The organism is Pseudomonas sp. MWU349 (genome assembly GCF_017947325.1).
Lineage (GTDB): Bacteria > Pseudomonadota > Gammaproteobacteria > Pseudomonadales > Pseudomonadaceae > Aquipseudomonas > Aquipseudomonas protegens.
In genome coordinates, this window is record NZ_JAFEVP010000001.1 from 64,089 (window position 1) to 84,698 (window position 20,610).

6 protein-coding genes are annotated in these 20,610 nt (G+C 63.9%); 2 read left to right on the forward strand and 4 right to left on the reverse strand.

Annotated elements, in window-relative coordinates; genetic code table 11:
* Positions 1–6 precede the first annotated feature (6 nt).
* Complete coding sequence (locus KCG88_RS00240) at positions 7–3,078, forward strand: non-ribosomal peptide synthetase (protein ID WP_210711463.1); 3,072 nt, start codon at positions 7–9, stop codon at positions 3,076–3,078.
* Positions 3,078–13,640 carry a non-ribosomal peptide synthetase gene (locus KCG88_RS00245; RefSeq protein ID WP_210711464.1) on the forward strand — a complete coding sequence of 3,521 codons (10,563 nt, stop codon included), beginning with the start codon at positions 3,078–3,080 and terminating at the stop codon, positions 13,638–13,640. The genes KCG88_RS00240 and KCG88_RS00245 overlap by 1 nt, the downstream gene beginning before the upstream one ends.
* A 412-nt stretch (positions 13,641–14,052) precedes the next feature.
* On the opposite strand, the gene KCG88_RS00250 is transcribed toward KCG88_RS00245, so the two are convergent.
* The 4 genes from KCG88_RS00250 to KCG88_RS00265 all read right to left on the reverse strand — a co-directional run bounded on the left by KCG88_RS00250 (position 14,053) and on the right by KCG88_RS00265 (position 20,572).
* Entirely contained in the window at positions 14,053–16,434 is a 2,382-nt protein-coding gene (locus tag KCG88_RS00250; RefSeq protein WP_210711465.1) for a TonB-dependent siderophore receptor, read from the reverse strand.
* A gap of 210 nt (positions 16,435–16,644) precedes the next feature.
* Positions 16,645–18,300 carry a cyclic peptide export ABC transporter gene (locus tag KCG88_RS00255; protein ID WP_047337369.1) on the reverse strand — a complete coding sequence of 552 codons (1,656 nt, stop codon included), beginning with the start codon at positions 18,298–18,300 and terminating at the stop codon, positions 16,645–16,647.
* 329 nt (positions 18,301–18,629) lie between these two features.
* Positions 18,630–19,649 carry a GNAT family N-acetyltransferase gene (locus KCG88_RS00260; RefSeq protein ID WP_210711466.1) on the reverse strand — a complete coding sequence of 340 codons (1,020 nt, stop codon included), beginning with the start codon at positions 19,647–19,649 and terminating at the stop codon, positions 18,630–18,632.
* A gap of 32 nt (positions 19,650–19,681) precedes the next feature.
* Positions 19,682–20,572, reverse strand: a complete 891-nt coding sequence (locus KCG88_RS00265; protein ID WP_210711467.1) for a formylglycine-generating enzyme family protein — start codon at positions 20,570–20,572, stop codon at positions 19,682–19,684.
* Positions 20,573–20,610: the final 38 nt, after the last annotated feature.

Consider the following 20,610-nt stretch of genomic DNA (forward strand, 5'->3'; position numbering starts at 1 on the left):
ATCAGCATGACCGACTTTTCCCCAGTAGAGACTTTTCAGATTTCGGCCCAGCAGGCCGCGATTCTTTCCCAGCAGCAGTACCTTGGCCACCCCCTGGCTGCCCAGGCGATCTTGTCTTTCGACACGCCTCCCGAGCGCGCAGTGTTGGAAGCCGCGCTAGGCGAACTGTGCCAGCGCCACGAAATTCTGCGCACGAGCTACCGCCAGATGCCCGGGTTCAAGCAGCCGGTGCAGGACATCGCCGCGCAGGTCCGTATGCGCCTGTCGATGGAGCCGGGGCGTAGCCTGCAACAAGCCCGTGCCGAGGATCGCCTGGCCCTGGCCGAAGTGCCCCTGGTGGCATCGCTGCTGGATCGTCAGTTGCTGATCAGCGTGGCCTTGGCCAGTTGTGACCGGCAGGCTCTGGCATTGCTGGTGACCGAACTGCAGCAGCTCTGTGCGGGGGTGCAGTTGCCACCGTTCGACAGCCTGCAGTACGCCGATTACGCCGCGTGGCAGGGCGAGCTGGGAGAGGAGGCAATCGGGCGCGAGGGCCTGCAATTCTGGCGCACCCTGTATGCCGAGCAGCCTAAGGGCGTGCGCCTGCCCTTCGAGCGGCGGCTGGATTTCGCCCCGCAGTTGCAGGAATGCCGCCTGGACACCGATCTGGCGCCGGCATTGCGCCAACTGGCCAGTGCGGCCGAGCTGAGTGTCGAGGACAGCCTGCTGTTCCTCTGGGCCGGTTTTCTCGCCGGGTTGAGCCAGCGGGACTCGCTGCTGGTGGCCCTGACCGTCGACGCTCGCAGCGATCAGTTGCAGCAGACCCTGGGGCATTTCAGCCGGCGACTGCCGGTGGCCGTCACGTTGCAGCCTCAAGCCACACTGCAGGACAACCTGCAGGCGTTCCGTCATCAGCTGGACCTGAGCCGTTCCTGGCAGGATTGCCTGAACGAGTTGGAGGTGTTCGGCGCCGAGGAGCCACGCCCCCTGGACCTGGGTTGCTCCTACAGCGAAGGCGCCGAGGCGCAGGCGTTGTTCCTCGATCAAGCGTACTTCGAGAAGCTGCACCTGCAGGCCCGGGCCGAGGCCGACCAACTGTCGCTGCAACTGAGCTGGCAGCCCGATCTGCTGCCTGACGGCCTGCCTGAAGCCTGGCTTGAACAATTCGCCCAGTGGCTCAAAGCGGCCGCTGCGGACAGCAGCCTGAGCCTTGAGCAATTGCCGTTGGTCAGCGCTGATCAGGCGCAGCGCCTGTTGCAGGATTTCGATCGCAGCGCGGACCTGAGCGCCGCCGATGCACCACTGCTGCACCAGCTGTTCGAAGAGGCGGCCCGGGCCTATCCCCAGCGTGCCGCGATCCATGTCGATGGCCGGGAAATCACTTACGCCGAACTCGACCGTCAGGCCAATCAGCTGGCCCACGCCTTGCGCGAGCAAGGGGTCGCCAGCGACGCCATCGTTGGCGTGTATGGCGCGCGTTCCATCGAGATCGTGGTGGCCCTGCTGGGGATTCTCAAGGCCGGTGGCGCCTACCTGCCGCTGGATCCGGCCTATCCCAGCGAGCGCCTGTCCTTCATGCTCGAAGACGCGGCGGTGCGCTGCCTGATCAGCCTGCAGCCCTTGCACCCGGACCTCGTCCTGGCGGCCGACCTGCCCCAGATCAGCCTGGACCCGCAGCTGTTGAGCGGCAACGCCCAAGCGCTGCAGAGCGGCAGCACTGGCGATAACCTGGCGTATGTCATCTACACCTCGGGTTCCACCGGCAAGCCCAAGGGCGTGATGGTGTCCCATGCCAATGCCAGCACCTCGACCCTGGCCCGGGGCTCGTTCTACCAGGCGCCCCTGAAGCGTTTCCTGATGCTGTCCTCGTTCTCCTTCGACAGTTCCGTGGCGGGGATTTTCTGGACCCTGAGCCAGGGCGCTACCTTGTACCTGCCTAGCGAAGAGCAGCACAAGGACCCGCAGCAGGTCGCCGAACTCATCTGTGCGCAACAGATTTCGCACTTCCTGGCCCTGCCGTCGTTCTACGCGCAGATCCTCGAAGCCCTGCAGCAACCGCAACTGCGCTGCGTAATCGTGGCCGGCGAGGCTTGTCCGGTGGAGCTGGCTCTGCGGCACCGAGAGTTGCTGCCCGGGACCTTGCTGGTCAATGAATATGGCCCTTCGGAAAGTGCTGTCTGGTGTTCGGCCTTCGCCGTGGCGCAGGCGCCTTTGGATGAGCGTGTGGCCATTGGTGGCGCCATCGCCGGTACGCGCCTGCGGGTGCTGGATGAAGAGGCCGGGCTGGCCGGTATCGGTCGCGAGGGCGAGTTGTTCATCGGTGGCCCGGGCCTGGCCCGTGGTTACCTCAAGCGTCCGGCCCTGACTGCCAGCCGCTTCCTCCCGGACCCGTTCGCCACTACGCCGGGCGCTCGTCTGTATCGTACCGGGGACCGGGTCAGCAGCCTGCCCCAAGGGGAACTCGATTATCTCGGACGGATCGACTTCCAACTGAAGATCCGCGGCTTCCGCATTGAGCTGGGTGAAATCGAGAGCCTGCTGGGACAAGCCGCCAATGTGCGCGAAGCCGCTGTAGTGGCGCGGGACACGGCCGCCGGCAAACAGTTGGTGGCGTATGTGGTGCTGGCCCGGGCCGACGATCGCGAGGCCCAGGAACAGGCATTGCTGGCCCAACTGCGCGAACAATTGCCCGAGTACATGGTGCCGTCTTTCCTCAGTGTCCTGGAGCGTTTCCCGCTGACCCCCAACGGCAAGCTGGATCGCAATGCCCTCAGCGCCTTGGAGTTGCAAGGCAGCGCCTACGTGGCGCCGCGCAACGAGCTGGAGGCCACCCTGACCGCCATCTGGCAAGAGGCTCTGCAACTGGAACGGGTGGGTGTGCATGACAACTTCTTCGCCCTGGGCGGCCACTCGCTGCTGGCCACGCGCATTCGCTCCAAGGTTCAGAGCGAGCTCAACCTGTCCTTGCCGCTGCGGGTGTTCTTCGAAGGCGAGACGGTGGAACTGCTGGCCAGGCAGGTCGAGCTGCATCGTGATTCCGGGGTGACAGGGGACAAGGTCGATGCCTTGGAAGCCCTGTTTGCGGAGGCCCAGGAGTGATGAATCCGTTACCCGAGCGCATGCTGGCGCTGTCCAAGCGGTTCGCCGCGTTCAGCCCCCAGGAGCGTAGCGCCTTGCAGCGCAAGATGATCGCGCAGGGGCTGTCCCTGGACCTGTTGCCGATCCCTGGGCGCAGTGAGGCCCAGACGCTGATGTGCGCTTCCTATGCACAGCAGCGCCTGTGGTTTCTCTGGCAACTGGAACCGACCTCCAGCGCCTATAACCAATTGGCGGTGCTGCGCTTGCAGGGCGACCTGCAGGACGCTGATCTGCAACGCAGTATCCAGTACCTGATCGATCGCCATGAAGTGCTGCGCAGCACCTTCAGCCTGCACGGCCAGCAAGTGATGCAGGTGATTCATCCCCAGCGTGAATTCCTCCTGCAACGCCTGGATTACAGCCACCTTGAGGACGCCGGCCCGCAGGTGTCCGAACAGGTGGCGGAGCAGGGCGAACACCCCTTCGATTTGGGGCACGATCTGCTGTTGCGGGCGACCCTGATCAAGCTCGGGCCCCAGGAGCATGTGCTGCTGTTCTGCACCCATCACATCATCAGTGATGCCTGGTCGCTGCCGATCCTGGTGGGCGAGGTGACCCGCGCCTATGAGCACTGGCGCCAATACCAGCGTGCGCCGGAGCTGGCGCCGCTGGCGGTGCAGTACGCCGATTTCGCCGTTTGGCAGCGCCTGTGGCTGGAAGCCGGTGAAGCCGAGCGGCAGTTGCAGTACTGGCGCGAGCGCCTGGGCAGTGAACCCTTGACCCTGGAACTGCCCCTGGACCGTCCGCGGCCGCCCGTGCGCAGTGCCCGGGGCGGACGTCACACCCTGGTCTTCGAGCAGGATCTGGACCGTGGTTTGCGGGAACTGGCCGCGAGTGCCGGCTGCACGCTGTTCATGGTGCTGCTGGCCTCCCTGCAGGTGCTGCTGCAGCGCTACAGCGGTGCCCGCAGCATTCGCGTGGGCACGCCTGTGGCCAACCGCACCCGGGCTGAAGTCGAGGGGCTGATCGGCTTTTTCGTCAACACCCAGGTGTTGCAGGCCGAGATCGACCCGCAGCAGTCATTCAGCGCCTTGCTGGCCCAGGTCAAGACCCGGGTGCTGGAGGCCCAGGCTCATCAGGATTTGCCGTTCGAGCAACTGGTCGATGCGCTGCAGCCTGAGCGCAGCTTGAACCAGAGCCCGTTGTTCCAGGTGCTGTATAACCACCTGGCGGGGGACAACGAAGGGGCGCGGGTGGAGATTCCAGGGCTGCGAATCGAGGCCCTGGCCAGCGACAGCGAATCCGTGCGGTTCGACCTGACCTTCAATACCCATGAAGAAGGCGGGCGTCTGCATGGGGCGCTGGTCTACGCCAGTGACCTGTTCGATCCGCAGACCATCGAGCAGATGGCCCGGCATTGGCACAACCTGTTGCAAGCTGTAGTTCGCGAGCCGCAGCGTCGCCTGGGCGAACTGCCCATGCTGGATGCGGCGGAGCGCGAACAGATATTGGAACACTGGAATGTCGGCACCGCCTTCGAGCGTCCACCCTTGTCGGTACCGGCCTGCGTCGAGGCGCATGCAATGCGCAGCCCGGATGCGCTGGCCGTGGTCTGCGCCGGGCGGCAACTGACGTATCAACAGCTCAACGCGCAGGCCAATCGTCTGGCCCGTCAGCTGCGTGGGCGCGGCGTGGGGCCGGATGTGCTGGTGGGTATCGCCGCGCATCGTTCGATCGAGATGATCGTGGGCCTGCTGGCGGTGCTCAAGGCTGGCGGCGCCTACGTGCCTCTGGACCCCGAATACCCGCAGGAACGCCTCAACGGCATGATCGAGGACAGCGGCATTACCCAGTTGCTGGCCCAAGAGCAGTTGATCGCGCGTTTTGCCGATCTTCCCGGGCTCTGTGTCGAGCCCCTCGAGGATTCGCCGGTGCGCCAGGCCCTGAGTGCCGACAACCTCGACCCGCTTACGGCCCCCGGGCACCTGGCGTATGTGATCTTCACCTCCGGCTCTACGGGCCGGGCCAAGGGGGTGACCATCAGCCACGGCGCCCTGGCCAACTACGTGGCGGCCATTCACCAGCGCCTGCCGCTGGCGTCGGCCCGCAGCATGGCGCTGGTGTCCACGCCGGCGGCGGACCTTGGGCACACGGTGCTGTTCGGTGCCCTGTGTGGCGGCCAGGCGTTGCATGTGATCAGCGCCGATCTGGCGGTGGACGGTGCGGGCCTGGGCCAGTACCTGCAACAGCAGCAGATCGATGTGTTGAAGATTGTCCCTTCGCACCTGGCGGCCCTGCTGGGCGAGGACAACGCTGCGGTGCTGCCTCGTCAATGCCTGGTATTGGGTGGCGAAGCCTGCCCGGTGAGCCTGGTGGAGCGCATCCAGCGCCTGGCGCCGCAGTGCCGGATCGTCAACCACTACGGGCCGACTGAAAGCACCGTGGGCGCCCTGACCCAGGCCGTGGACGGTGACTGGTCCCAGGCCGCGTCGATTCCCATGGGCCGGCCGCTGACCAATGTCCGTGCCTATGTGCTGGACAGCGAAGGCCAGCCGGCGGCCATCGGTAGCCTGGGCGAACTGTATCTGGCCGGTGCCGGGCTGGCCCGTGATTACCATCGGCGCCCCGAGCTGACCGCTGCGAGCTTCATCCCCGATCCTTTCGACCTGCAGGGCGGCGCCCGGCTGTACCGCACTGGCGATCAGGTGCGCTACCGCCGCGACGGCAGCATCGAGTTCTGTGGCCGCATCGACCAGCAGATCAAGATTCGTGGCTTCCGGGTCGAGCCGGGAGAAATCCAGGCCTGCCTGCATAGCCATCCCTGGGTTCGCGAGTGTGCGGTACTGGCGCTGGATGGCCCTCAGGGCAAGCAACTGGTGGCCTATCTGGTATGTCAGCCTGGGCTCGACCCGGAGCACTGCAAGGACGTCCTCAAGCAGCACATGAAGGCCCACCTGTCGGCCCATCAGGTTCCCAGCCATCTGCTGTTGCTGCCGGCGCTCCCCCTTAGCCCCAACGGCAAGCTCGATCGCCAGGCCCTGCCGCGCCCTGAGCAGGGTCCTGCGCAGGATCTCTACCGTGCGCCACACAACCCCGTGCAGCAGACCCTGGTGGATATCTGGCAGGAGGTCCTGAACCAGCCGCGGATCGGTATCAACGATAATTTCTTCGAACTGGGTGGCGACTCGATCATTGCCATCCAGATGGTCAGCCGGGCCCGTCAGGCTGGCTTGCAGATTTCCTCCAGGGACGTATTCCGTTGTCAGAGCATTCTTGAACTGGCGGCGGTGGCCAAGCAGGGCACGGCCTTGCGCATCGATCAGGGACCGGTGCGTGGCACGATGCCGCTGACGCCGATCCAGCAGGTGTTCTTTGCCAGCGACATTCCCCAGCGCCATCACTGGAATCAGTCGCTGCTGCTGACTCCGCGCGAGCCGCTGCAGGTACCGCTGTTGGAGCTAGCCCTGAACCAGCTGCAGGTGCAGCATGATGCGTTGCGCCTGAGGTATCGGCAGCACGCCGGCCTGTGGCAGGCCGAACATCTGGATCAAGCCGAACCAGTGCGCGTCTGGCAGCGGCGGGTAGCGGATGCCGGAGCGATCCAGGCCTTGGGGCAAGAGGCCCAGAGCAGCCTCGACCTGGAACAGGGGCCGTTGTTGCGCGCGGTGCTGATGGACCTGGCCGATGGCAGCCAACGCTTGCTGCTGGTTATCCATCACCTGGTGGTGGACGGGGTGTCCTGGCGGATTCTGCTTGAAGACCTGCAAAGCCTTTATCGGCAGTTGGCCGAGGGTGCAGCAGCGGTCCTGCCTTCCAAGACCAGTGCTTTCCAGGATTGGGCCGTGCACCTGCAAGACTGGGCGCAGCGCCTTGGGCACACCGACGAACTGGATTACTGGTGCCGACAACTGGAGCAGGCGCCTCAGGGCCTGCCTTTGGACTATCCCGCCGGGGCGAACCTGGCGTGTCATGGCACGGCGATCAATGCCCGACTGCCCCGGGAACTGACCACCCAGTTGTTGCAAGAAGCCCCCAAGGCCTACCGCACCCAGATCAATGACCTGTTGCTGGCCGCCCTGGCGCGAGTGATCTGCCGTTGGACCGGGCATTCGCAGATGCTGGTGCAGTTGGAAGGCCACGGACGCGAGGAGCTGTTTGCCGATGTCGACCTGTCGCGTTCGGTGGGTTGGTTCACCAGCCTCTATCCGTTGTGCCTGACTCCTGCGCAGCCACTCGCGGATTCGATCAAGGCGGTCAAGGAGGACTTGCGCCGGGTGCCGGCCAATGGTCTGGGTTATGGCGCGTTGCGTTACCTGGGAGAGGACGCGGCCCGCGAACGCTTGCAGGGGCTTGCGCAGCCGCGGATCACCTTCAACTACCTGGGGCAGTTCGACCAGAGCTTTGACTCGCAGTCACTTTTTGCGCCGGCCGCAGAAGCAGCCGGTGACGAACGTCACAACGAGGCGCCACTGAGTAACTGGTTGACGGTCAATAGCCAGGTCTATGGGGGCGAACTGTCCCTGAGCTGGACCTTCAGCGATCGGTTGTTCAAGCCGCAGACGGTTCAGCGCCTGGCTGATGATTACCTTCTGGAACTGCAGGCGCTGATCGAGCATTGCACCCTGGACACCTCGGCTGGTGTCTCGCCATCGGACTTTCCCCTGGCCGGGTTGAACCAGGCTCAGCTGGATGCGCTGCCGGTGGCTGCACGAACCATCGTCGACCTGTACCCCTTGTCGCCGATGCAGCAGGGCATGTTGTTCCACACCCTCTACGAGCAGGCCAGCGACGATTACGTCAATCAGGTCCGGGTGTCGGTGCAGGGCTTGGACCCGCAGCGTTTCCGTCGGGCCTGGGAGGATGCTCTGCAGGCCCATGACATTCTGCGCACCTCTTTTCACTGGCAAGCGGAGCTGGAGCAACCGGTGCAGATTGTCCAGCGTCAGCTGGCGCTGCCGTTCCGGGTGCTCGACTGGTCGGACGGGCAGGCCAGCGAGCCGGCCCTTGACGCGCTGGCCGGCGAAGAGCGCAGCCTGTGTGCGCATTTCGATCGTGCACCGCTGTTGCGCCTGTGCCTGGTGCAGACCACGGCCCAGGACTATCAACTGTTCTACACCAACCACCACATCCTGATGGATGGCTGGAGCAGTTCGCAGTTGATGAGCGAGGTCCTGCAACGCTACGCCGGGGTGGTGCCACAGCAGGCTCCGGGGCGTTATCGCGACTACATCCAGTGGCTGCAACGCCAGGATCTGGAGGCCTGTGAAGGTTTCTGGCGCGAGCAACTGGATCGCTTGGCGACCCCGACCCGCCTGGCGGGCAGCATTGCCCGGGAAAACCCTGGCACGGATTCCGGCCATGGTGAGTTCCACCATGACTGGACACAGCCGTGGACCGAGCGCCTGGTGGCCTTCGCCCGGCAGCAGAAAATCACCGCCAACACCCTGTTGCAGGCGGCCTGGCTCCTGCTGTTGCAGCGCTACACCGGACAGAGCACCGTGGCCTTTGGCGCGACGGTGGCGGGGCGTCCTTCGGAGCTGCCGGGGATCGAGCAGCAGATCGGTCTGTTCATCAATACCTTGCCGGTGATCGCCACCCCCGATGCGCAGATGACTGTGGCCCAGTGGCTGCAACAGGTTCAGGCGCAGAACCTGCAACTGCGCGAATACGAACATACGCCGCTCAACGATATCCAGCGCTGGGCCGGCAGCAGCGGTGACGCGCTGTTCGATACCCTGCTGGTCTTCGACAACTACCCGGTGGCCCAGGCCCTGGAGCAGGAGGAGGCTTCCAGCGTGCGTTTCGGTGCCGTGCACAGTCGTGAACGCACCAACTATCCGTTGTCGGTGGCGGTAGCGCTGGAGCAGCGCCTGAGCATCAGCTACGGCTATGCCCGGGAGGCCTTCAGCGCGGCGGTGATCGAGCGCCTCAACGGCCATCTGCTGCACCTGCTGGCGCAGTTGATCGATAACCCCCAGTTGCAACTGGGCGCCATCGAGCTGCTGACCCCGGCCGAGACGGCGAGCCAATGCGTAGCGCCCGTCGCGCCGGGGATCGAGCCGGCGGTACACGAGCGCATCGGTGCCCTCGCACAACGTTGGCCGGAGCGTCAGGCGGTGCTGTTTGCCGGGCAGCGCTTCACTTACGGAGAACTGGACCAGCGGGCCAACCGCCTGGCCCATGAACTGGTGGCCCGCGGGGTCGGGCAGGAGGTCCGGGTTGGCGTCGCATTGCCCCGGGGTGAAGGGCTGCTGGTGGCCTTGCTGGCGGTGCTCAAGGCCGGAGGAGCCTTCGTTCCGCTGGACCTGAGCTACCCGGCCGAGCGCCTCGCGTACCTCATGGCGGACTCCGGCATGGCCCTGTTGCTCAGCGACACCGAGTCGTTGCAGCGCCTGCCTTCGGCCGCGGGCCTGGCGGTCCTCGATCTGTCGGGCCTGGATGTCCGGCACCACGCGCCCACTGCTCCGGCGGTGACGGTGGCCCCCCAGAGCCTGGCGTATGTGATCTACACCTCGGGCTCCACCGGGCAGCCCAAGGGGGTGACCGTGGCCCATGGTCCGCTGGCGATGCACTGTCGCACCACCGGCGAGCGCTATGGCATGACCCCCGAGGACTGTGAACTGCACTTCCTCTCGTTTTCCTTCGACGGCGCCCATGAACGCTGGCTGACCGCCTTTGTCTGCGGCGCCAGCCTGCTGCTGCGTGATGACAGCCTGTGGACCCCGGAGCAGACCTGTGAAGCGATTCGCAGCCATGGTGTGACCATGGCCGGTTTCCCGCCGGCATACCTGCATCAGTTGGCTGAACATGTGCAGCGGGTTGGCAATCCACCACCTATGCGCCTCTACAGCTTTGGCGGCGATGCGATGCCTCAGGCCAGCTTCGAGCTGGTCCAGCAGGTGTTGCGCCCTCAGTACATGATCAACGGTTACGGTCCCACCGAAACCGTGGTCACGCCGCTGGTATGGAAAACCGCTGCCGGTGAACCCTGTACGGCAGCTTATGCGCCCATCGGCCATTGCGTCGGCGAGCGCAGTGCCTATGTCCTGGATGCCGATCTCAATCCCTTGCCGGTGGGTGTTGCCGGGGAGCTGTACATCGGCGGCAATGGCTTGGCGCGAGGCTATCTGAATCGTTTTGCGCAGACTGCCGAACGCTTTGTGCCCGATCCTTACAGCCCCCTTGGGGGGCGTCTGTATCGCACCGGGGATGTGGTGCGCCAGGGCAGTGATGGTGTGTTCGAATACCTGGGGCGTATCGACAACCAGGTGAAGATTCGCGGCTTCCGCATCGAGTTGGGTGAAATCGAAGCGCGGCTGATGGCCCATGAGCAGGTCAGCGAGGCGGTGGTCCTGGCCCGGGACACCGCCCATGGCCGGCGTCTGGTGGCTTATCTGGTGACGGCCGCGACCGCGCGTGAGGACGAGCAAGACCAGGAAAGGCTGCGTGAAACCCTGCGCCAGACGTTGAAGGCCTGCCTGCCCGACTACATGGTGCCGTCCTATTGGCTGTTCCTCGAACGCTTGCCGCTGTTGCCCAATGGCAAGCTGGATCGCAAGGCGCTGCCCATGCCGGAAATGGCCCAGGCCAGCCACGCCTATGTGGCACCGCGCAGCGATCTGGAGAAGCATCTGGTGCAGATTTGGCAAGACGTGCTGAAAGTGCCGCAGGTTGGTGTGAGCGACAACTTCTTCGAGCTGGGCGGGGACTCGATCATCTCCCTGCAACTGGTCAGTCGTGCGCGTCAGGCCTCGATCCGCTTCACCCCCAAGGACCTGTTCGAGCAACAGACCATCCAGGGGCTGGCCGCGGTCGCGCAGTGTGGGACGCAGGACGACATCGACCAGGGACCGGTGACCGGCGACATGCCGCTGCTGCCGATCCAGCGCCTGTTCTTTGCCGAGCCGATTCCCCAGCGGCACCATTTCAACCAGTCGGTGCTGCTGATTCCGGCTACGCCCTTGAACCCCCACGCGCTGGAGCGTGGCTTGCGCGCCTTGTTCGAGCATCACGACGGGTTACGTCTGCAATTCCAGCAGGGGAGCGCAGGCTGGAGTGCCAGCCATGGTTCGCTGGATCAGGCCGGGCCGGGCCCGGACCTGCTGTGGCAGGCCGAAGCCGCCGACGCCGATGAGCTGGAGCAGCTCTGCGAGAAGGTCCAGTGCAGTCTTGATCTGCAGCGCGGGCCTTTGTTGCGGGGGCTGTTGGTGACCCTGGCGGACTCGACCCAGCGCTTGTTGCTGGTAGCTCACCACCTGGTGGTGGATGGCGTGTCCTGGCGCCTGCTGTTCGAAGACCTGCAAAGTGCCTACACCCAGGCGTTGACCGGGCAAGCTGTGCAGCTGCCCGCCAAGAGCAGTTCTTATCAGGCCTGGGGGCGACGCCTGCAAGCGTATGCCCGTGGGCCCGAGGCACGGGCCGAACTGGCCTACTGGCGCGCGCAGCTGGAAGGCGCGCAGGCATCGTTACCTGGGGTTGAACCTGGCACCCAGGCCTTGAGCCGCGACGCCGGCAGCGTGCAGGTCCAGCTCGATGCCGCGACCACCCAACGCTTGCTGCAACGGGCTCCGGCCGCCTACCGGACCCAGGTCAACGACCTGTTGCTGGCGGCCCTGGCCCAGGTCATGGGGCAGTGGACCGGACAGTCCTCGACCCTGATCCAGCTGGAAGGGCACGGTCGTGAACAGCTGTTCGAGGATCTTGACCTGAGCCGCACCGTGGGCTGGTTCACCTCGGTGTTCCCGGTGCGCCTGAGCGCCGCGGACAGCGCCGAGTCTTCGATCAAGCGGATCAAGGAACAGCTGCGGGCGATTCCCAACAAGGGGATCGGCTACGGTGCCCTGCGTTACCTGGGCGACACCGCCAGTCGCGAGGCGTTGCAGGGGCTCGCCCAACCTCGGATCACCTTCAACTACCTGGGCCAGTTCGATGGCAGTTTCGACGATCCCCAGGCGCTGTTCATTCCAGCGCCAGAGGCCCATGGCGCGGATGCCAGTCTCGATGCGCCCCTGGGCAACTGGCTGTCCATCAGCGGCAAGGTGTACGACGGTCAGTTGCGCCTGGACTGGAGCTTCAGCCAGCGCATGTTCGACACAGCGCAGATCGAGTCGCTGGCCCGGGACTATGTCCAGGCGCTGCAGGCCCTGGTGGAGCATTGCTGCCAGGCTCGCGGCGGCGTCACGCCATCGGACTTCCCGCTGGCACGACTGAGCCAGGAACAGCTCGACGCCCTGACGCTGGTGCCAGCGCAGATCGAGGACATCTACCCATTGGCGCCTATGCAGCAGGCCTTGTTGCAGCATGAGCTGCATGCGCATGAGCAGGGCGATTTCGTCAACCAGATGTGCATGGACGTGCAAGGTGTCGACCCACAGCGACTACGTCAGGCTTGGCAGCAGGCCATGGATACCCATGAAATCCTGCGCAGCCGTTTTGTCTGGGGCGAGTCTCTGGCGCAACCGCTGCAGGTGGTTCACAAGCAGGTCGAGGTGCCGTTCCAGGTGCTAGACGGCATGGCGATGAGCAGTGATGAACTGGAGCGTCTGGCCCTGGCCGAACGACTCAAGGGGTTCGACCTGGCCCAGGCGCCGATGCTGCGTCTGCAAGCGATCAAGCTGGGCGAGGGACGCTACCGGCTGATCTGTACCAACCATCACATCCTGTTGGATGGCTGGAGCGGCTTCCAGTTGTTCAATGATGTGCTGGCGGCCTACACCGGGCACGCCATCAATCACCGGCCGGGTGGCTACCATGACTACATTGCCTGGCTGCAGGCCCGTGACCAGCAGGCGGACGAGCGCTTCTGGCGTGAACAGCTCCAACCCCTGAAGGTGCCGACATTGCTCAGTGCCTGCACGATGGCCCAGGGCGATCGGCAGCGGGGTGGGCATCGTCAGCATTACTTCGAGTTCGACGAGGCCCAGACCGAGCAACTGACCGCTTTCGCCCGGCAGCAGAAGATCACCGCCAACACCCTGGTGCAGGCGGCCTGGCTGTTGCTCCTGCACCTCCATTGCGGTCAGTCGACGGTGGCCTGCGGCGCGACCATCGCTGGGCGCCCGCCCCAGCTCAAGGGCATCGAGCAGCAATTGGGCCTGTACATCAATGACGTGCCGCTGGTGGCCAGTATCGAGCCAGAGCAGAGCGTGGGGGACTGGCTGCAGGCGCTGCAAGGGCGCAACGTGCTGATGCGTGAGCATGGCTACAGTGCCTTGAACGATATCGAGCGCTGGGCCGGTTTGCCGGGCGGGGAGTTGAGCGACACGGTGATCGTGTTCGAGAACTATCCGGTCAGTGCGGCGTCGGCCGGTGGTGATCTCGGTGATTTACGTCTGGAGAGCATGCACAGCTTCGAGCAGACCAGTTCGGCGCTGACCTTGTATGTCGAGCTCAAGGGGCAGTTGCAGTTCCACTACGACCATCGTCTTTCTGCCTTTAGCGAGGCGGCGGTAGAGACGTTGAACCTGCAGTTGGTGCAGTTGCTCTGGCTGTTGGCGGACGGTTCGCCGGGGCGCTCGTTGGCGCAGTTGCTGGCGCAGCCGGGTGGGGCGCGGGTTCAGCGGGAGGTGCGTGTGGAGGCTTAGGCACAGGAAGTTGGAGTGAAGGGCGGGAGGGCAGGTGACTGTTCTCCCGTTTTTTTTGGCGGTGGGGGTATATCCGGTGCTGCGGGTGTGGCGGGTGGCGGTTCCGCCCTCACTCCGGCCATCGCGGTCAACGGGGCGTTCAGATCAAGATCTAGAGCCAGACGGCGGCCTTGCGGCCGGCCTGAAGAGGGAGCGGTGCGTACCGCCACCCGTGTAGGAGCTGGCTTGCCAGCGAAGGTGTCGGCCCAGGCTCTGTATGGCGTGCGGGCCTTTTCGCCGGCAAGCCGGCTCCTACGAAAATCCAACGCCAACGCCGAAGACCGAGGGCGAAACATCAGGTCGATGCTGGCGCTGCGGGCAAAAAAATCCCCGCCGCGGTGACCGGGGCGGGGAGGGGTTCAAGCAGGGGGAATCAGAAGCTGTATTTGACGTTGAACATGACGTTGCGCGGGTCGCCGTAGTAGATCGAGTTGTAGGTGCCGATTCCGCTGTAGTAGGTCCGGTCGAAGACGTTGTTCAGGTTGACCGTGGCCTTGAGGTTCTGGTTGAAGTCATAGCTGCTCATCAGGCCCACCACCGCGTAGCTGGCACGGGTGAATTTGTGGCTGGGCAGAGGGTTGTAGTCGGCATCGACGAAGCTGTTGTCGACGAACGAGGTCGCGCTCTGCCATTGCATGTTGCCGCCCACGGTGACCTTGTTCAGCTCGGCAGGCAGGCGATAGGTGGTGGCGATTTTGAACAGATGCTGTGGCTGGGTGGTCGCCACACGCTTGTTCTTGGCGTCGTAGGACTCCTGATAAACGTAGCCGGCGTTGACGTTCCAGTCCGGCAGCACTTCACCGGCCATTTCCAGTTCGATGCCGTTGGTGGTGGCGCCCTTGATCGCGCGCATGGCCTCGAAGCCGTCAACGCCCATCACACCAGTATTCTCGCCAAGGTTGTCCTGCTTGAGCTGGAACAGCGCCAGGCTGGCGTTCAGGCGACGGTCGAAGTATTCACCCTTGATCCCCACTTCGTAGCTCTGCCCGGTCAGCGGCTCCAGGGACTTGCCGCTTACGTCCAGGCTGTAGGGCTGTGGCTTGAAGATGTCGGTGTAGCTGGCATAGACCGTGTGGTAGTCGTCCAGGTCATAGGTGACGCCGGCATAGGGAATGACTTCCCCGGAGTTGGTGGTGGAGATGCGTGGCAGTTGACGCAGGGCGTTGATCCGATCGATCTGCCAGTCGTAGTCGGTGACCCGGGCGCCGAGTATGAAGTTCAGGGCGTCGGTTGGCTTGAGGATCACCGCCGCGTAGGAGACTTTCTGGGTGCTCTTGATGTCGAAGGTCGACCACCAGGCCCAGTCGGTCGGGTAGGGCATGCTGTTGTTCCAGTTCAGCACGTCGTCGATGACTTTGGTGGTGGTGCCGTCGATACGCTTGGAGCGGGTGGTGGCGTGGGAATAGTTGTAGCCCAGCACCAATTCATGGGTACGCCCAAACAGTGAGAACGGGCCCTTGGCATAGGCATCGAAGGACTTCTCGTCGCTGTTGGAGCCGAAGTTGGCCACGCCACCCGGCGGCAGGTAGCCATAGTCCTGGCTGTTGTCGAGATTGACGTGCTCGCTGGACATGCCGGCGATGATTTCCCGCGAGGTGTACTTGCGCGTGTTGACCGTCGCCTTGAAGGTCCAGTCGTTGTCGAACTGGTGATCGAGGCCGACAAAGGCGTGCTGGGTTTCCTGGTTGCGGTAGGCGAACTTGTCCGCCGGGTTGGTGGAACGGGAAAACTTGATCCGATTCCCGTTCTTGTAAAACACCGGCAAGCTGGTGTTGGTCGTGGCGTCGTTGTTGTTGTTCTGGAAGTCGTAGCCGACGCTGAGGGTGGTGGAATCGCTCAGGTCGCCTTCGAGAATGCCGTAGAAGACGTTCTGTTCACCTTTCTGGTAGTCGATGAAGCTGTTGCGCTTGCCGGTCCCGGCCACCATCCGTCCGCGTATCGCACCGCCTTCCACCAGCGGGCCGGAGACGTCCACTTCGCTGGTGTAGCGGTCCCATGAGCCAGCGCCTGCGGCGATGTGGCCCTGGAATTCCCGGGTTGGGCGCTTGCGCACCATGTTGATCACCCCGGACGGATAACCGATGCCGTTGACCAGGCCGGTGGCGCCCTTGAGCACTTCGATGCGGTCGTAGATCAGGGTATTGCCGATGCTGTAGTTGTCGCGGATGTTGCCGCCGTCGGTGCCCAGGCTGGGAATACCGTCGTATTGGAAGTTCTGGATTTCAAAGCCGCGCGAGTAATACACGTAGCCTTCGGAACTCTCGCGGTTAACCGTGATACCGGGGGTCTGTTGCATGACTTGCGCCAGTTCGGTCAGCCCTTGATCATCCATTTGCTGGCGGGTGATGACGCTCACCGACTGTGGCGTTTCGCGCAGCGAAAGGTCCAGACGGGTGGCCGAATTGCTTTGCCCTGTGGTGTAGGAACCGGTCCCCTCAGTGGTGCTCCCCAGCCCCTGAGTGGAAATGTTCATGGTCCCCAACTGCACGGACCCGCCGCTTTGCCCCAGGGTCACGGTGTTGCCTTGCCGCTGGTAGGTCACCCCGGTTCCCTGTAGCAGCTGTGTCAGGGCCTGGTCGGGTTGCAACGAGCCCTTGATTGCCGTGCTGCGTTTGCCCTGAACGCTGTCCTGGTTGTAGAGCACCTGCAGGTCGGCTTGCTGGCCGAACGTCTGCAGGGCGTTGCCCAGGGACTGTGCAGGAATATCAAAGTTGGCTTGCTGGGCTTGTACCTGGGCGGCACAAGGCAGCGCCAATACGGCCCCAAGCAGATACGACCGCAAGTTCGGCCGCAGCGCATGACGCATGAGCAGGGCTTTTTTAAGGGGGGTGAGTCCAAGAGGTGCTGGCATGTTCATTTGCTCTTATTAAAGCGGCAATGGGAATTGATTTTAAATGTGAATGTTTCTCAAACTTACTATGAGACGTTCGACTTCCCGAAAACCGGAAAGCCGATACGTAAAAAATCAGGCGGGTTCGAGTTCGCAACTGACCTTGCCTGCCTCCATTCGGACCAACTGGTCAGCAATGTCGAAATAGCGATCGTCGTGGGAAATGACAATGATGGTCTTGCCCATGCGCTTGAGATCCGGCAGCAGCTCGGTGTAGAAAATGCGCCGGAAGGTCGGGTCCTGGTCAGCAGCCCATTCGTCGAACACCAGCACCGGGCGCTCCTCGATCCAGGCGTTGACCAGTGCCAGTCGCTTGCGTTGCCCGGTGGACAGGTCGGTGGTGGTGAAAGCCCCGTCGCGGATGCTCACCTTGTGCCCGATCTCCAGGCGCCGCAGGTACTGTTCGGCATCCGCGGGCAGTTGTTCGCCGCCCTGGACCAGGTCGTCGAACAGGTAGTAGTCGGCAAAGATGGTGGTGAACAGTTGCCGATAGTCGTCGCGGGTCTGGGCGGTGACCGCGCTGCCGTTAAGCCGGATCTCGCCTTCCTGGGGGCGGTACAGGCCCAGTAGCAGCTTGATCAGGGTGGTCTTGCCGCAGCCGTTTTCGCCGACGATGAAGACGATGTCGCCCTGCTTGATCCGCAGGTTCACCGGGCCCAGGGCAAAGGGCGCACAGCCTTCCACGGCAGGAAAGGCATAGCGCACATCGTGCAGTTCCAGGCTGTGCACCACCTGGGGCTGGGCCTCGGTTTCACTGAGCAGCAGGTGCGGTTCGGGCGAGGAGAAGCGCTCGGACAACTCGGCGATGCGGCGGAAGGCCACCTGGGCCCGGCTGACAATCGGCAGGTTGCCGATCAGCAACTCCAGGGGGCCCTTCATGTACAGCAGCACCAGGACGAAACCGCTCATCACCGCGCGGTCGTTGTTGGGCCAGAAGGACTGCAGGGCCAGCGCCAGGCCGATGACCACGAAAAACAGCATGGAGCCGAAGGTCTTGGCGACGATGAAAATGTTCACCGACTCGATCTGTTTGTTGCAGATGTGCTCGGCGCTGTGCCTGATCCGCTGGTTGAACATGCGGTTGCGGCGTGGCCGGTGGATGCGCAGTTCCTTGGCGCCGTCGGCAATGGCGTTGTAGTGCTTTTGCAGGTTGTCCTCTTCATCCCGGGCGTCCATGAAGCCCTTGATGCCCTTAGTCTGGGCGACAAACTGCACGCTGCAGCCAATCACGATGGCCACCAGCATCAAGAGGAACATCGGCCATGAGAGCAAGGCCAGGTAACCCAGGCAGCCCAGGGTCACGGTCAGGGAAATGGCCAGTGGCGCAAAGGCGAAGGCGAAGTCGCTGATGGTGTCGATGTCGTGGGTCAGTACCGGGATCAGGCGATGGCTGCGATAGCGTTCGATCTGCTCGATGGGCGCGCTGAGGACTTTCTCCCCCAGGTCTTTGCGCAGCTTGCTGATGATGTGCTGGCCGACGTAGTTGCTGCCGATGTCCGACAGAATCGAACACAGCAGCGCCAGCAGGCACAGCCCGGCGAAGGTCAGGACCACGCCGCGGCTGAGGCCGTCGGCGCCGTTCAGGGCCTGGTTGATGGTGGCCAGCAGGACAGTGATGCTCAGGCCACCGATGATGCCCAGCACGATCGAGACGGCCACTGTGGGCCAGAAAGGTTTGAGCAGGCCCAGCAGGTCACGGATGGCGCTGCGGCTACGCGGAGGGCTGTTCATGATGACTCCTGGTTCAAGCACGGATAAGGGCGGGTGAGAGGCGGTTGGCGTTGGTGCATGAGGGGCGGGGTGCAGCCGTCGGGTTCATCTGGTGCGCTTCCTCTGGAATAGATCGAAATACGGGCAATGGTCCGGGGTGCACAGCGCTGTGCGGCGTGCAGTGCTAATTGCTTCAGTGCCAGGCTTGAGGAGGCTGTCGCGCTCGGGGCGGGGCTTGACTCAAGACCGTTGCAGAGAAGACGAAGTGGCGCTGGGGGGATTTAGCGCCGGCCATGCGTTGGGCCATGCGCCGGTCGCTGCAGGGGGGCTGCAGCGACCGTGCGATCAGGTCAAAGTGGCCGATCGAAGAAGAACTCGCGCTCCAGGCGCAGCAGCGCCGCCTTCTTGTGAGCCAGCTGGATGTCCTTCAAGTGACCGAAGCCCTGGGACTTGAGGAAGTCGATCTGCCGGTCATGGTCGATGCGCGGTTCGCCGAGGATTCGTTGGGTGCGCGGGTCATCCAGAAACATGTAGTGCATCAGCGAATTGAACCAGCCCTTGAGCTTGCCGATGCCCTGGTGCTTGCTCTCGCCCACCACCACGTGCCAGCCGCGGTCATGGTCCTGCACGTCGTAGTAGGGGGCGATGCGGTCTTCCTTGCACCAGTAGACTTCGAAGTAGGCGAAAGGCTCGTCGTCGTAGCAGCCGATCAATGGGTGCACCCGTGGGTCGGCGAGCATGTCCTGCAGGTAGGCGGCGTGCTCGTCGAGGCTGCCGGCCTGCTCCCAGAAGAACGCCACCTGTTCCAGGTTCATCCAGCGGTTGAAGGCTTGCAGGTCACGGTCAGGGTCGATGGTGCGCAGGCTGAATTCGGTGTTCAGCCCTGGTAGCCGGCGACGGTAGACCTCGCCCTGGGGCAGCGGCGGGCGTTGCGGGTGACGTTTCTCGCCGCTGAACTGGTAGAAGGGCGCGGTGTGGGCGCTGGCCGGAGCGCTGAGCCAGGGCAGCGGGTGCTGCCAGAAGGTGCTGCGCCGGCACTGCAGTTCCACCTGGTGGGCGTCGGCGGCGAGCAGGGTGTCGAAGATCCCCAGGCGAATGGCCGAGACTGCAAAGTCGCGGCTGGCCCGCAGGCGAACCCGCACCTGGGCGGATTTCTTCCGGTAGCAGAAGTGCCCGCCCAGCAACGCCAGCAGCGCGCTGGCGGGGTAGTTGGGCGGCACTTCGCCGAGGATCTCGATCAGCTCGCCATCGCTGCGAAAGTTCAGCGCTGCGCAGCCCTCGGTGTGCAGGCTGCCCTGGTTCTCTTCGGCCTCATGCACGCTGGCGGTGGAACCGTCGCTTAGCGTCAGGGTGAACAGTGGGGCTTTCATGGTGTGTCTCCGTCAGGCGATGAGGGGGAAGTTCAAAGGTCGCGGGCAACTCGGAACCCCAGCCAGTCACCACGATCGGTGGGGTAGATGTTGTTGCGGTTGCCTGAGCGGGAAAAAATCGGCGCTTCGGTCCAGTCGTTGCCGCGCATCTGCAGGACGCTGCAGTTGGGCTCGGTCCAGGCGCTGCCATCGGTGGGGGCGCCGACATAGTTTTCATGCCAGCAGTCGGGGGTGAACTCGTAGACATTGCCGTGCATGTCGTAGACGCCGAAGGCGTTGGGGGGGAAGGAGCCGGCGGGCGAAGTGAAGCTGAAGCCGTCTTCCGGGCCGTAGGTGTTGGCGTGCTTGGCGATGCTGTACTCCTTGCCCTCGTCGAAAGGGAAGGGGAAGGGGCCAGTGCTGCCGGCGCGGGCCGCGTATTCGCGCATGGCTTCGCTGACGATGAAGTAATGCTGGCCGGTGCGCTTGGACAGCCAGGCGGTGTAGGCCTGGGCTTCGTTGAAGTCCATGCACACCGCTGGTTGGCGTGGGCCGACTTCGTAGCGGGGTTTGCCGGCCTTGCATTCACGACCGGGGCGAGTGTCGCCGTCGGGCATGCGGTAACCGGTTTCCCGCAGGTAGGTCGCCCATTCGCCGGCCAGGACCTGGAAACGCCCGATGGCGAAAGGTTTGGCGAAGGTCACTTCATGCATCGGACCTTCATCCTCCTGGCGGCCGACCTCGTCAGCGGGGGTGCCCATGGTGAAGGTGCCAGCGGGCAGCACCACCATTTCCGGGCAGTCCTTGCAGTCCTTGAACACCTTGCCCGGCTGGGGCGAGGTGGCGGCCTGGGCGGCGGTCGGCAGGAACAGGCTCAGCAGCAGGGCCAGGGAGAGGCTGGCCAGGGCCGGGCGGTGGGCGGTGCTCAGTGAATGCTGTTTCATCATGATTCTCTTTTTAGAAGTGACACAGGGCGCAAGAG